Here is a 13659-nt window from a genome sequence, read left to right as displayed (position 1 = left end):
CGGCTTCGGCGGCGTACGCCTGGCACTCGCCTTTACACTCAATCTAAGACCAGACAAGGAGTTGCCATGACCTGCTTAACCATCGCCGATCAGCAGTGGCAGCGTGATGCATTCACGATTTCCACTGAACGCCAACGGCTGGATATGGATTGGATTCACCAGCAGCTGACGGAAAAATCGTATTGGGCCAAAGATCAATCGCGTGCCAAAACCGCACGCGCTTTTGCCGGTTCGCTGGCGTTTGGCGTTTACCATGAAAATCAGCAAATTGGCTTTGCGCGCCTGGTCACGGATTACACCCGTTTCGGCTGGCTGTGCGATGTGATGATCGATGAAAACTGGCGCGGTCATGGGCTGGGAAGCTGGCTGGCGAGTTGTGTGCGGGCGCACCCGGAACTGGCCACCGTACACCGCTGGATGCTGTCGACCAATGATGCCCATCCGCTGTATCAGCGCCTTGGCTGGCGCGTGGTGCAGGAACCACAAAAACTGATGGAATTTCCCCCCTCCTGATACTGGAGCTTTCACACCATGGGTTACCGCGTTGGCGTCGATATTGGCGGATCGTTTACCGATTTTGCCGTGCTGGATGAACAAACCAATCAGATATACACCTTGAAAGTGCTGTCGCGACCGGATCAGCCCGGCAGCGAAATCCTCACCGGGTTAACCCAACTGCAGCAGCGCGACGCTATCGAACCGCAGCAGATTGACTACTTCACCCACGGCACCACCGTCGGCATCAATGCGGTGATCCAGCGGCGTGGCGTGCGATTGGCGCTGTTTGCCACTGACGGTTTTTGCGATGTACTGGAGCTGGCGCGTTTGAAGATCCCGCACATTCACGATCTGTTCTCGCGCCGTCCGGCACCGCTGATAACGCGTGATCGGGTATTTGCCATTCAAGAACGCACCGATCGCCACGGCAATGTGTTAACCGAGGTGGATCGACAAAGCGTGCTGGATGCGATTGCCGCCGCGCGCGCCGCCGGTTGCCAGGGCATTGTGGTGGCGCTGCTGCACAGCTATCGCAACCGCCACAATGAAGCAGCGGTGAAAGCCATTATTAATCAACACGCGCCCGAACTGCTGACGTCCTGTTCTGCCGATATCTGGCCGATTATCCGTGAATACGAGCGCACCATTACTGCGACCATCAACGCCTATGTGCAGCCGATGGTGATCAATTACCTCGAATCGTTTGAGCGCGCGCTGAAAACGATGGGCGTCAAACCGTCGCCGCGCATCACCAAATCCAATGGCGGCGTGATGGGCGTCGAGCAGGCAAAAAACGAATGCGTGCAGATGGTGCTCTCCGGCACCGCGTCTGGCGTCATCGGTGCCAGCTTCCTCGCCAGCGCCTGCGGCTTCGATAAAATCCTCAGCCTCGATATTGGCGGTACCAGCGCCGATGTGGCGGTGATCGTGGAGGGTCAGGTCGCGCAGGGCAACGGTGAAATCATCGGTGATTTCCCAATCTATATTCCGTCGGTGGCGGTGACGTCCGTTGGTCAGGGCGGCGGAACGCTGGCGTGGATCGATAACCAGGGCGTGCTGCAAATGGGGCCGGACAGCGCCGGTTCGCTGCCGGGACCGGTGTGCTTCCAGCGCGGCGGCACGCAGCCAACTGCCACTGATGCCTTTGCCGCCTGCGGCATGATCGGCCACGGCGATCTCGGTTATAACGCGGTGAAAGTGGATGTTGCAGCGGCGCGCGCAGCGTGGCAACCGCTAGCGGATGCGTTGGGTGTCACAATAGAAGAGACCGCCGAAACCGCTATCGAGCTGGCGGTCTCCAGCATGTACGGCGACACCAGCGGCTTGCTGTCGCGCTTCGGCCTTGATCCGCGTGAGTTTTGGTTCCTCGCCTTTGGCGGCGCTGGCCCGATGATGGGCTGCTTCCTCGCGCGCGAGTTGAATATGAAAGGCGTGATTGTGCCGCCGACGCCGGGCGTGTTGTCAGCGCTCGGTGGTTTGGTGGCGGATATCCGCAACGACTTTATCCGCACGCTGTATAGCGATCTTGATGCCTCGCTGGCGGATCGCCTGGCGACCGAAGCCAAAGCGCTGAGTCTGCGCGCGCGTGACTGGCTCAGCAGCCAGCATGGCGCCAGCATGCCGTTCACGCTGCATTACAGCGCCGACATGCGCTATCGCGGCCAGTCGTTTGAAATCGAAGTGGCGCTGGAGCCTCAATGGCTGGCACAGGCCGATGTGGCGGCGTTGCACGCTGCCTTTGATCGTCAGCATCAGCAGCTGTTTGGTCATTTTGATGCCAGCGCGCCGGTACAAATCATCAATCTGCGCGTAGTGATCGCCTCGCCGACGCCAAAACCCACGCTCAATCCGCTGGCCGTTGCTGATGCGCCGGTGGAGGTCGCGCAGCAGGTGCGCGCGTGGATCGACGGTGCGGCGCATCAGGTTGATGTGGTGCTACGCGCCACGCTGCGTGCCGGACATCAACTGCTCGGCCCGGTGATTGTGGCGCAGGATGACTGCACTACCTGCGTACCGCCCAATATGAAAGTGGATGTGGATAGCTTTGGCAACCTGCTGATCACGCCAGTGGAGGCGAACTAACATGGCGATTGACGGACGTAACCTGCAAATTCTGGCGAACTACTGCGCGGCCGCCGCTGATGCCATGGCGTTTACCCTGATGCGTACCGCGCACTCAACCTTTGTCAAAGAGACGGAAGATTTTTCCTGCCAGATCGTCAGCCGTGACGGCCTGGCGTTCGCTTCACCACGCAGCTTTGGCGCGCCCTGGTACAGCGGCATCGATTACGGCCCGGTATTGGCGCTGATCGACAGCTACGAGGAAGGCGATATCTGCATCACCAACGATTCCTACGCCGGTAACGTCGCCACGCACTCGCCGGATATCCATATCTGGAAACCGGTGTTTCATGGCGGCGAGATTGTTTGCTTTGTGGTGGGGCACATTCACAACACCGATGTCGGCGGCGCGGTGCCAGCGTCTCTTTCGCGCTCGCTCACCGAGATCGTGCAGGAAGGGATTCGTATTCCGCCGCTGAAAATCGTGCGTAACGGCGCCTTGAATGAAGAGGTGGCAGGCATCATGCGTCTCAACGTGCGCGTGCCGGAGCAAAACTGGGGTGACTTCAAAGCGCAAATTGCCTCAGTTAACGTGGGTGAGCGCAAGATCCACGACATCATTGCGCGCTTTGGCGTGGATGATTTCCTGCAGGGGATTGCAGGGATTCTCGATTACGCCGAAGCACAGGCGCGCAGCATTATTGCCACCATTCCGGATGGCGAATATTTCTACGCGGATTTCGCCGATGAGGATGGCGAAGGCGGTTTTCCGTGCCGTGTGGCGATTACCCTACGTGTGAACGGCGACACGCTAGAGCTGGATTATACCGGCAGCGATCCGCAATTAGCCTCTTCATTGAATATGCCGACCGGCGGGCGCGAGCGTCATCCGCTGGCATTGGTTGGCGTCACTTACGTGCTCGCGACGCTTGATCGTAATCTGTTACTCAACGCCGGAACGCTGCGCCCAACCCGCGCCATTTTACCGCCAGGCACGGTGATGAACTGCGAAGCACCGGCTGCGGTCGGCATGCGCTCGCTGACCTGCGCGCTGTCGCAAATCGCTACGCTCGGCGTGTTCTCGCAGGCAATTCCCGATCGCTTACCGGCTAACTCGCCGGGCGGCAACTCGATCATGAACATCCGCACCACCGACAGCGCCAACCGCAGCGTCGTGGCCTCGTTGGGACCGGTCGGCGGCGGCGCAGGCGGCACGCCGCGGCACGATGGTCCGGACGGTTCCGGCGGCTTATCCGCCTTCCTGAAAAACACCCCCATTGAGATCAACGAAGCCGAAGTGCCGATCCATTTTCATCGCTACGGCTTAGCCGCCGACAGCGCGGGGGCGGGCCGCTATCGCGGCGGTTTGGCCACCGAGATGGCATTTGAAATCTTTGCCCCCAATACCACGGTGACGGCGCGTAACCGTAATCGTTCGGTGTTTGCCTCGGCGGGCGTGCTGGGCGGCGAATCCGGCGGCCTGTCGCATTTCCGTACCCTGCGTAACGGCACCGCCATTGAACACGGCAACACCGATGTGATCCATTGCCAGCCGGGCGATATCGTCGAGGTGCGCGGACCCGGCGCGGGCGGCTATGGTTTGCCGGTGGAGCGCGATGTGCAGCAGGTATTGCAGGATGTGCGCTGCGGCTTTGTCTCTGAGCAGGTGGCACGCAACCACTACGGTGTGGCGCTACGCGACGGCGAAATTGATGAAGCCGCAACCGCGCGACTGCGGGCGGAGATGCCCGCAACCGCAGCGCAGCATTTCGATCACGGTGCGGCACGCACTGCGTTCGAAGCCGTCTGGACGCCGGAGCGCTATCGTTTACTGACGGTATTTCTGGCGGCTGCGCCGGTCAGCTGGCGGCATTTCCTTAAGCAGCAGGTATTTGCCGCGGTGGCGGCAGACCACGACGTGCCGATGGAAGTTATCTTCTATCGTCTTAAACAGCGCTATCCGGCGATGATGACGTAGTCGCACGCAACGCTAATTGGCACGCAACGGCTTTGCCATAGTTACTCTCTTGGCCCGATGCGGTTTTATCGGGCCCATTCGCATAGAAGGGGACGTCATTATGGCTTCAGCAAACACACCGGTTTGGTTCATTTCAGGTTGTTCAACCGGCTTTGGCCGCGAACTGGCGCAACAGGCCATCGCGCGCGGGTTTAAAACAGTAGTGACCGCACGCGATGCGGCGAAAATAGAGGATCTGGTTTCGGGTCACGATAATGCTTTGGCACTGGCGCTGGATGTTACCGATCAGACCAGCATCGAACAGGCGGTGAGCGCGGCTATTGAGAAGTTCGGTAGCGTAGATGTGCTGGTGAATAACGCCGGTTACGGTTACCAAAGCTCGGTGGAAGAGGGCGAAGAGAAAGAGATCCGCGCCCAGTTCGATGCCAATGTCTTCGGCCTGTTTGCGCTCACCCGCGCAGTGCTGCCGGCAATGCGTAAGGCGCGCAGTGGCCACATCATCAACATCACTTCCGTGGCCGGATTTATTGGCTTTGCCAGCTCGGGCTATTACTCCGCGAGTAAACACGCGGTGGAAGGTTGGTCTGATTCACTGGCGCTGGAAACCGCACCGCTCGGCATTCATGTTACCTGCGTCGAACCCGGCCCGTTCCGCACCGACTGGGCCGGTCGCTCGCTGCATCAAACGCCGAGCAAGCTGCCGGAGTATGCCGACACCGCCGCTGCCCGCATGAAATCTACCGCCGAATACAGCGGCACCCAGGCCGGCGATCCGGCACGCGCGGCGCAGGCGATGATCGCCATCACCGAGCATGCCAACCCACCGCGCCATCTGGTGATGGGCGCCTGGGGTTATGATGCGGTGACCAACAAGCTAAAAGAGCGTTTGGCGCAGATCGAGGCGTGGAAACAGACCTCGATTGAGACGGATTTTCCTTCTTAAGGTGCGCGATGAATCGCGCCGCTACACATACGTGCATACATACGTAGCGGCGCAATTTATTGGCATTCTTTTACTTATCTGTAATAACGGTCCGATTCCCACCGCAACGGATTCTGTTCAATATATTGTCGGGTAAAGAATAATTCTCGTTCATCACGAATAATCCGTTCGTGAAAATTATATTGCCAGATAGATTGCTGACATATTCGGCTTACACCCGCTTTATATAAAGCCATTATACGTGACAGCGTAAGAGCGTTTTCATCAGTTAACCATAATATCCCGTGCAGATGGTTGGGCATCAGAATGAACACATCTAATTTAATGCCTGATATTCGAGTAGAGAGCGTGCTCCATTCCTGTTCTGCTACAAGGCCTATGGATGAGGGAATCAATCGTGTACTTTCGATATGACCAAAGATTGATTCACGTAAGCGAGTGACTAACGTAATGAAATATGCGCCTTGTGAGCTGTAATCATAATTTTTTAAGCGCGTGTTCTTCCTCAGATTCATTGTTATCTCCTTTTTTAAGGAGAGTGAGTCATAAAATTTGCCATGTCATTCTTTGCTTTTATTTTATGGATGTGGATTCCAAATTATTGATTCAAAATAAAGCGCGCGATGTGTGAATGATGTATCCAACAGCAGCCCGCACCGCAGCGGCGCAATTCAGCACACACCGTAGCGGCGCAATTTATTGCGCCATGCCGGGATGAGCACGGAGCTGCGGCGGGTAATTCAAAACCGCGCGATGAATCGCGCCGCTACAGATGCGGATAATAAATGATGCATCCCATACCGTAATGGGCACGGAGCTCTGGTTGATAAATAATGCATCCAACATCAGCCCACACCGTAGCGGCGCAATTTATTGCGCCATGCCGGGATGTGCACGGAGCTGCGGCGGGTAATTCAAAACCGCGCGATGAATCGCGCCGCTACAGGTGCGGATAATAAATGATGCATCCCATACCGTAATGGGCACGGAGCTGCGGTTGATAAATATTGTATCCAACATCGCCACACCGTAGCGGCGCAATTTATTGCGCAATAGCGGGATGAGCACGGAGCTGCGGCGGGTAATTCAAAACCACGCGATGAATCGCGCCGCTACAGGTGCGGATAATAAATGATGCATCCAATACCGTAATGGGCACGGAGCTATGGTTGATAAATAATGCATCCAACATCAGCCCACACCGTAGCGGCGCAATTTATTGCGCCATAGTGGGAGGGGCGCGCCGCCGCCACGTATGTTCGCTCACACCATCTTCTCAATCTCTTCAAACGGCACCGCGTGGCTAAATAAATACCCCTGCAGTTGATTGCAGCCCGCGTCGGCCAGCGCGCTTTTTTGACTTTCAGTTTCAACCCCTTCGGCGGTGACGGTTAAGCCCATCGCATGACCTAACCGCACCACCGATTCGACAATCGCGGTAGAGTTTTGCGCCACACCCAGCGACTGGGTAAAGGAGCGGTCGATTTTGATTTTATCCACCGGGAAAGTGCTGAGGTAATTCAGGCTCGAATAGCCGGTGTCAAAATCATCCAGCGCAATGCGGAAACCGGCTTCGCGCAGCGCGATGATGCTATTGCGCGCTTCATGTTCATCTTCAATCAACACGCCTTCGGTGATCTCCAGTTCCAGGCGCTTTGGATCGGCACCTTCTTCTTGCACGATCTGGACGACGCGCTCGACGAAATTGCTGGCACGGAACTGTACCGGCGAGACATTGACTGCCACCACAATAGCGGGCAGCTTTAATGACGTTTTACAGGCTTCGCGCAGCACCCATTCGCCCAGCGGAATGATCATCCCGGTCTCTTCAGCGATGGCGATGAAATCCCCCGGCGAGACATCACCGCGCAACGCATGATGCCAGCGCAGCAGCGCTTCCAAACCCACCACCTGCTGGCCGCTGATGTCCATTAACGGCTGATACCACACCGCTAATCCCTCAAATTTCACCAGTGCCTGACGTAAATCTGCCGCCATTTGCTGGCGGGTACGCAGCGATTCATCCATCACCTTCTCGAACTGGCGATACTGACCACGCCCGTGATTTTTCGCATCATAGAGCGCAATATCCGCTTTGCGCATCAACTCCAGCCGATCAATACCGTCTTTCGGTGCCAATGCCAGCCCAATACTCACACCCACCCACAATTCGCTACCGACCAGCGGATAGGGCTCGCTTAAACGCGTGATGATGCGGTTGGCCAGCGACTGCACCTGGCCAATATTATCGACACCGGGCATGACGATAATGAACTCGTCGCCGCCGATACGTCCGACGGTGTCACTGGCGCGCACAATCTCATTAAGTCGTCGCGCCACTTCAATAATCAGCTCATCACCGGCGTGATGGCCGTAGGTATCGTTAATGTTCTTAAAGCGATCAAGATCCAGCAGCAGCAGGGCCACGCGCTGATCGTGGCGTCCGGCGGCCGCCAGCGCTTGAGTGAGACGATCCTCCACCAGCGAACGATTCGGTAAACCGGTCAGCACATCATGGAAAGCCAGATGCTGCGCCTGCGCTTCGCTGGCACCGAGTTTGAGCAACGACTGCGACAGCTTGAGCGACGAAGTCCAGATGCGGCGCACCATCACCAGACATAACAGCGTAATTAAGATCACCGATAACAGCGTTGAAGGGCCGATGGTGCGCAGCATTTGTGCGCCAGGTTTGTCAGGCTGCCAGCTGAGATAACCCACCGGTTCACCCTGTTGCGAATTCAACAGATATCGCGCTTTGGTCTTTTCCGCCGGTTCGCTGTCGCTGAAGTGCAGCTGGCGCAATTGGCTGCGATCCGCGAGGTTACGCAGATAGCCATCATCCAGAAACTTGATGCTCACCAGACGATAGCGTCCGGCTTGTTTAGTGCTGCTAATATCGCCTACCGCCAGCGCAGCGGCGCGTTGACCAATGCGCACGAAATCGGCGTGGTCGGTCGGGCCCGCCACCACATCACTGTGTTGTACCAATGGGCTTTTCAGCATGTCTTGCAAGTAAGGGCCGATGCGTTTATCCGGCACCGGTTGGCCGTTGCGCCACACGTTAATCAGCTGGTTGTCGCGGTCCAGCAGCACCACCAGCTGGTGATCAAACATGTCATACAGCCAGCCGCCAACATTTTGCGTCAGCCAGCGCTGATCGGGATGCGACGACGCCAGCTGATCGGCCAGCGGCGACCAGCGCGTCAGGCTACGCAGCTGACGCAAATGTTCCGTCAGGCTCTGCGTAAAGGAGGCCTCAATCATGCGTTGCTGCTGATCGCGCGCTTCGTTATTGGTTAATGAGGTACCCCAAAACAACCCTACGCCCGCGCCAACAAAGGTAAGCAGCAAAATTGCCACCAGCGGCAGAATAACTTCGCGAACAAAGTTGCGACGAAAACCATCCGATAGTTTTAGTGCGTTAATCATTTTAGGGTTGGCCTGACAAGAAGGATTCATCTTTTAACTTAGCAGAACATCCCCATGCTGTACTGCGTAAGGGCAGTGAAAGCGTGATGTAAATAAGCGGTAAATTTTTGAACACTGTCACAAAGCAAACAGTTAAACATAATTTATTAAATCTGCTGCCGTTGCGCTGACATTCTGCTGTCCTAAAGCAAATTCATCTTCACGTCATTGAGCCGTCACGCCGCTGTCATCTGGCGCACGCAATGTAATCGCCATCCCGCAGCAAGCCCGCTGCGTTCCTCAACCAATGCGAACGAGGTATAGAGCGTGATGGAGATATCCAGACATCCGACCACTGTCTATCAGGCCGTTGCTGCCCAACTGGAGCAGGCGCTGCAGGAGCGCTATCGCTGCGGCGACTATCTGCCTTCCGAACAGCAGCTGGCCGATCACTACGAAGTAAACCGTCACACCTTGCGGCGCGCGGTCGACGAGTTAGTGAATAAAGGGCTGCTGCAACGGCGTCACGGCGTGGGCATTTTGGTGCTGATGCGTCCTTACGATTACCCGCTGCATGCGCAAGCGCGCTTTAGCCAAAACCTGATGGAGCAGGGCAGCCATCCCACCAGTGAACGCCTGCTGGCGGTGCTGCGTCCGGCCAGCAGCGATGTGGCCAGCGCGCTGGGCATCAATGAAGGCGACAACGTCATTCATCTGCGCACGCTGCGCCGTGTCAACGGCGTGGCGGTGTGCGTCATCAATCACTTCCTTGCCGATCTCAACTGGTGGCCGGCGCTGCAGCAGTTTCACAGCGGTTCATTGCACGACTTTATGCAACAGCAACTTGGCCTGAGCCTAACGCGCAGCCAAACCCGCATCAGCACCCGCCGCGCGCAGGCCAAAGAGTGCAAGCAGCTGGAGATTGCGCTGCAGTCGCCGCTGTTATGCGTGCGCACCCTGAATAAACATCGCGATGGTCAGGTGGCGGAATACTCCATCAGCCTGACGCGTGGCGACATGATTGAACTGACTCTGGAGCATCAATGAAACAGCAAACAGCCCGCCAGCATTGGCTCTCGGTGCTGGCACACAGTGAAGCCAGCCAGCTTGAGGCGCACTGGCAGCCGTTAAAACTCAACGCCAGTTTTGAACGCGTGCGCCCAGCGGAAACCGGTTTGACCCGGCTGCAGGCACGCATGGGCGGCAGCGGTAAGCGCTTCGTGATGGGTGATGCCACGGTGACGCGTGCGGTAGTAAAACTGCACGACGGCACGCTCGGCTTTAGCTACGTGCTGGGACGCGATAAATCGCACGCCGAACGCTGCGCGCTGATTGATGCGCTGCTGCAACAGCCCGAAACCCAGGCGCTGTTACAGGAAAAATTGATTGCCCCGCTGGCGGCACTGCGTGAAGAGCAGCGTCAGCTGCGCGCACGTGAAATCGCCAGCTCCAAAGTGGATTTCTTTACGCTGGTTCGCGGAGATAACTGATGACTTTACTGGCGAGTTTTAACCATCCGGTGGCTGATGCCCAACGTGCCTTCCGCCGCATCCTCAAAGCGATGAGCGAGCCGGGCGTGATGGTATCGCTGCCGCTGCAGCAGGGCTGGGGCGATCTCTCACCGGCGGCGACGGCGGTACTGCTGACGCTGGTCGATCAAGAGAGCGCGCTGTGGCTGGATGGCCGCATGGATAACGACGTGGTGCGCAGTAATCTGCGATTCCACACCGGCGTGCCGATTGTTGATGAGCGCGATGCGCCGTTTGCGCTGACGCACGCCGCGGCCAATCCCGATCCGTCGCTGTTCGCTGCGGGTGACAACATGTCACCGGAGAAGAGCACCACGTTGATCGTCGAAGTGCCGTCATTAAGCGGTGGGTTAACGCTACGCCTCTCTGGCCCCGGTTTACGCGAGCCACGCGCCATTGCGCCGCAGCTGCCGGAAGCGATTCTGCACTATCTGCGTGAGCGTCCACATCCGTTTCCCCAAGGCGTTGATCTGATTTTTACCTGCGGTGAAGCGATGATGGCGCTGCCACGCACCACCGACGTGGAGGTGTGCTGATGTACGTTGCGGTAAAAGGGGGCGAGAAGGCTATTGCCAGCGCCCATGAGCTGCAGGCCGATCTGCGCCGTGGCGACCGTGCGCTGCCGGAAGTGCAGTGCGATCAGGTGGCACAACAGCTCGGATTAGCGGTCGATCGCGTGATGACCGAAGGCGGCATCTACGATCCGCAGCTGGCGGCCTTAGCGATCAAACAAGCGAGCGGCGATCTGGTGGAGGCGATCTTCCTGCTGCGTGCCTATCGCACCACGCTGCCGCGCCTCGCCGACAGTCTGGCGCTGGCAACGGATGAGATGCGCATCGAGCGCCGAATCTCCGCCGTCTATAAAGATTTACCCGGCGGTCAGGTGCTCGGCCCAACCTACGATTACAGCCATCGCCTGCTCGATTTCACCCTGCTGGCCAACGGCGAAACGCCTGCCGCGCCGCGTGACGATCAGGCGTTGCCGGAGTGCTGTCCGCATGTGTTCAGCATGATGACGGCAGAAGGATTGGCGGCGCGCGAAGAGGATGACGGCAGCGAGCCGTGCGACATCACCCGCGAACCGCCCGGTTATCCGGCCACGCGTGCGGCACGCCTGCAGCAGCTGGTGCGCGGCGATGAAGGCTTCTTGCTGGCGCTCGGCTACTCGACGCAGCGCGGCTATGGCCGCAACCATCCGTTCGCCGGCGAAATTCGCACCGGCTATCTCAGCGTCTCCATCTGCCCGGAAGAGTTGGGCTTTGAGATTGAGATTGGCGAAATCCTGCTGACCGAATGCGAAATGGTCAACGGCTTCACCACCGAAACTGACGGCGCGCCGCACTTTACGCGCGGTTACGGCCTGGTGTTTGGTCGTTCAGAGCGTAAAGCGATGGCGATGGCGCTGGTGGATCGCGCACTGCAGGCGCCGGAGTATAACGAACGCATTGCCGGTCCGGCGCAGGACGAAGAGTTTGTGCTGTCGCATGCCGACAACGTGGAAGCGGCGGGCTTTGTCTCGCACTTGAAACTGCCGCACTACGTCGATTTCCAGGCGGAGCTTGAGCTGCTGAAACGGCTGCGCCAACAGCATCAGGAGCAGAACCATGAGTGAGTTAACCGGCTACAACAACGGTTATCTGGATGAGCAGACCAAACGCACCCTCCGCCGCGCCATTCTGAAAGCGGTAGCGATTCCCGGTTATCAGGTGCCGTTTGCCGGACGCGAAATGCCGATGCCCTATGGCTGGGGCACCGGCGGCATTCAGATCACCGCCAGCATTATTGGTGATGCCGATGTGCTGAAAGTGATCGATCAGGGCGCCGATGACACCACCAACGCGGTATCGATTCGTCACTTCTTCCAGCGCGTCAGCGGCGCGGCCACCACCGAACGCACTATGGATGCCACGCTGATCCAGACGCGTCACCGCATTCCGGAAACGCCGCTGGAAGAAGATCAGATCCTGATTTTCCAGGTACCGATCCCTGAGCCGCTGCGTTTTATTGAGCCGCGCGAGACCGAAACCCGCACCATGCACGCGTTGGAGGAGTACGGCATCATGCAGGTGAAACTGTATGAAGATATCGCCCGCTACGGCCATATCGCGACGACGTATGCGTATCCGGTGAAGGTCAACGATCGCTACGTGATGGATCCGTCGCCGATCCCCAAATTCGACAACCCCAAAATGCACATGATGCCGGCGCTGCAGCTGTTTGGTGCCGGGCGTGAAAAACGCATCTATGCGCTGCCGCCGTTCACCAAAGTAGAAAGCCTCGACTTCGACGATCACCCGTTCAGCGTGCAGCAGTGGGATGAACCTTGCGCGCTGTGCGGTTCGCGCCACAGCTACCTCGACGAGGTCGTAATGGATGACGCCGGTACGCGCATGTATGTCTGCTCCGATACCGATTTTTGCCACCAGCAGCAGGAACAACAGCATGCACAGTGAACAGCCGCTGCTTGCGGTCAACAATCTGACGCACCTTTATGCACCCGGCAAAGGGTTTGAAGAGGTGAGCTTTGAGCTTTATCCCGGCGAAGTGTTAGGCATTGTCGGGGAGTCCGGTTCGGGCAAAACCACGCTGCTGAGCAGCCTGTCGGCACGCTTAGCGCCGCAGCAGGGCAACATTCTCTATCGCGCGCAGGATCTCTATCAGCTGAGCGAGAGCGATCGTCGCCGCCTGCTGCGTACCGAATGGGGCGTGGTGCATCAACATCCGCTCGACGGTTTACGTCCGCAGGTCACCGCGGGCGGCAATATCGGCGAGCGCCTGATGGCGGTGGGCCAGCGTCATTACGGCGATATCCGCAAAGAGGCGATGCGCTGGTTGCAGGATGTGGAAATCCCCGCTAACCGCATCGACGATCTGCCCACCACCTTTTCCGGCGGCATGCAGCAACGTTTACAGATTGCGCGCAACCTGGTGACGCAGCCGACGCTGGTGTTTATGGATGAGCCGACCGGCGGGCTGGATGTGTCAGTGCAGGCGCGTCTGCTGGATTTGCTGCGCACGTTGGTGCGCGAGCTGAATCTGGCGGTAGTGATTGTCACCCACGATCTCGGCGTGGCGCGTTTGCTGGCGCATCGCCTGCTGGTGATGAAGCAGGGCCGCGTGGTGGAGAGCGGGTTGACCGATCGGGTGCTGGACGATCCGCATCATCCGTATACCCAGTTATTGGTTTCGTCGGTGCTGAGTTAATCGTTGGTGCGGACATGAATAAGGTCGCCATTTATGGC

The 13659-nt window shown here is 57.9% G+C and carries 13 protein-coding genes; 10 read left to right on the top strand and 3 right to left on the bottom strand.

Annotation, left to right across the window (positions count from 1 at the left end; all coding sequences use genetic code 11):
* Positions 1 to 66 precede the first annotated feature (66 nt).
* From AC6I8K_RS11860 to AC6I8K_RS11845, 4 genes are all read left to right on the top strand, one after another.
* Positions 67 to 513 (top strand): GNAT family N-acetyltransferase, encoded by a 447-nt coding sequence (locus tag AC6I8K_RS11860; RefSeq protein ID WP_064739165.1) that lies wholly within the window; start codon positions 67 to 69, stop codon positions 511 to 513.
* A gap of 18 nt (positions 514 to 531) precedes the next feature.
* Entirely contained in the window at positions 532 to 2580 is a 2049-nt protein-coding gene (locus AC6I8K_RS11855) for a hydantoinase/oxoprolinase family protein (protein ID WP_497826774.1), read from the top strand.
* Between the two features lies 1 nt (position 2581).
* Positions 2582 to 4537 carry a hydantoinase B/oxoprolinase family protein gene (locus AC6I8K_RS11850; RefSeq protein WP_497826773.1) on the top strand — a complete coding sequence of 652 codons (1956 nt, stop codon included), beginning with the start codon at positions 2582 to 2584 and terminating at the stop codon, positions 4535 to 4537.
* 100 nt (positions 4538 to 4637) lie between these two features.
* Entirely contained in the window at positions 4638 to 5480 is an 843-nt protein-coding gene (locus AC6I8K_RS11845; RefSeq protein WP_483817678.1) for an oxidoreductase, read from the top strand.
* 74 nt (positions 5481 to 5554) lie between these two features.
* Here the strand turns inward: AC6I8K_RS11845 and AC6I8K_RS11840 are convergent, their stop codons facing one another.
* The 3 genes from AC6I8K_RS11840 to AC6I8K_RS11830 all read right to left on the bottom strand — a co-directional run bounded on the left by AC6I8K_RS11840 (position 5555) and on the right by AC6I8K_RS11830 (position 8909).
* Complete coding sequence (locus AC6I8K_RS11840) at positions 5555 to 5995, bottom strand: transposase (RefSeq protein WP_497826772.1); 441 nt, start codon at positions 5993 to 5995, stop codon at positions 5555 to 5557.
* A gap of 527 nt (positions 5996 to 6522) precedes the next feature.
* Entirely contained in the window at positions 6523 to 6672 is a 150-nt protein-coding gene (locus AC6I8K_RS11835; RefSeq protein ID WP_483817676.1) for a hypothetical protein, read from the bottom strand.
* A 71-nt stretch (positions 6673 to 6743) separates the two neighbouring features.
* Positions 6744 to 8909: a putative bifunctional diguanylate cyclase/phosphodiesterase gene (locus AC6I8K_RS11830; RefSeq protein ID WP_497826771.1), complete on the bottom strand. Its 2166-nt coding sequence runs from the start codon at positions 8907 to 8909 to the stop codon at positions 6744 to 6746.
* 309 nt (positions 8910 to 9218) lie between these two features.
* Here AC6I8K_RS11830 and phnF point away from each other — a divergent pair, with 309 nt between their 5' ends.
* The 6 genes from phnF to phnK are packed head-to-tail and all read left to right on the top strand — an operon-like array spanning position 9219 to position 13621.
* Entirely contained in the window at positions 9219 to 9935 is a 717-nt protein-coding gene (phnF, locus tag AC6I8K_RS11825) for a phosphonate metabolism transcriptional regulator PhnF (RefSeq protein ID WP_064739159.1), read from the top strand.
* Positions 9932 to 10378, top strand: a complete 447-nt coding sequence (phnG, locus tag AC6I8K_RS11820) for a phosphonate C-P lyase system protein PhnG (RefSeq protein ID WP_064739158.1) — start codon at positions 9932 to 9934, stop codon at positions 10376 to 10378. Before phnF ends, phnG begins: the two co-directional genes overlap by 4 nt.
* A complete protein-coding gene (gene phnH, locus AC6I8K_RS11815; protein WP_064739157.1) occupies positions 10378 to 10953 on the top strand; it encodes a phosphonate C-P lyase system protein PhnH in 576 nt (191 codons plus the stop codon). Before phnG ends, phnH begins: the two co-directional genes overlap by 1 nt.
* Positions 10953 to 12029 (top strand): carbon-phosphorus lyase complex subunit, encoded by a 1077-nt coding sequence (locus tag AC6I8K_RS11810; RefSeq protein WP_497826770.1) that lies wholly within the window; start codon positions 10953 to 10955, stop codon positions 12027 to 12029. The genes phnH and AC6I8K_RS11810 overlap by 1 nt, the downstream gene beginning before the upstream one ends.
* Complete coding sequence (locus AC6I8K_RS11805; protein ID WP_064739155.1) at positions 12022 to 12870, top strand: alpha-D-ribose 1-methylphosphonate 5-phosphate C-P-lyase PhnJ; 849 nt, start codon at positions 12022 to 12024, stop codon at positions 12868 to 12870. Before AC6I8K_RS11810 ends, AC6I8K_RS11805 begins: the two co-directional genes overlap by 8 nt.
* Positions 12860 to 13621 carry a phosphonate C-P lyase system protein PhnK gene (phnK, locus tag AC6I8K_RS11800; protein WP_497826769.1) on the top strand — a complete coding sequence of 254 codons (762 nt, stop codon included), beginning with the start codon at positions 12860 to 12862 and terminating at the stop codon, positions 13619 to 13621. The genes AC6I8K_RS11805 and phnK overlap by 11 nt, the downstream gene beginning before the upstream one ends.
* Positions 13622 to 13659 lie beyond the last annotated feature (38 nt).

The sequence above is a fragment of the Pantoea sp. X-Soil-ISGK-421 genome (assembly GCF_059730785.1).
This window is presented reverse-complemented; position numbering and strand designations above follow the sequence as displayed.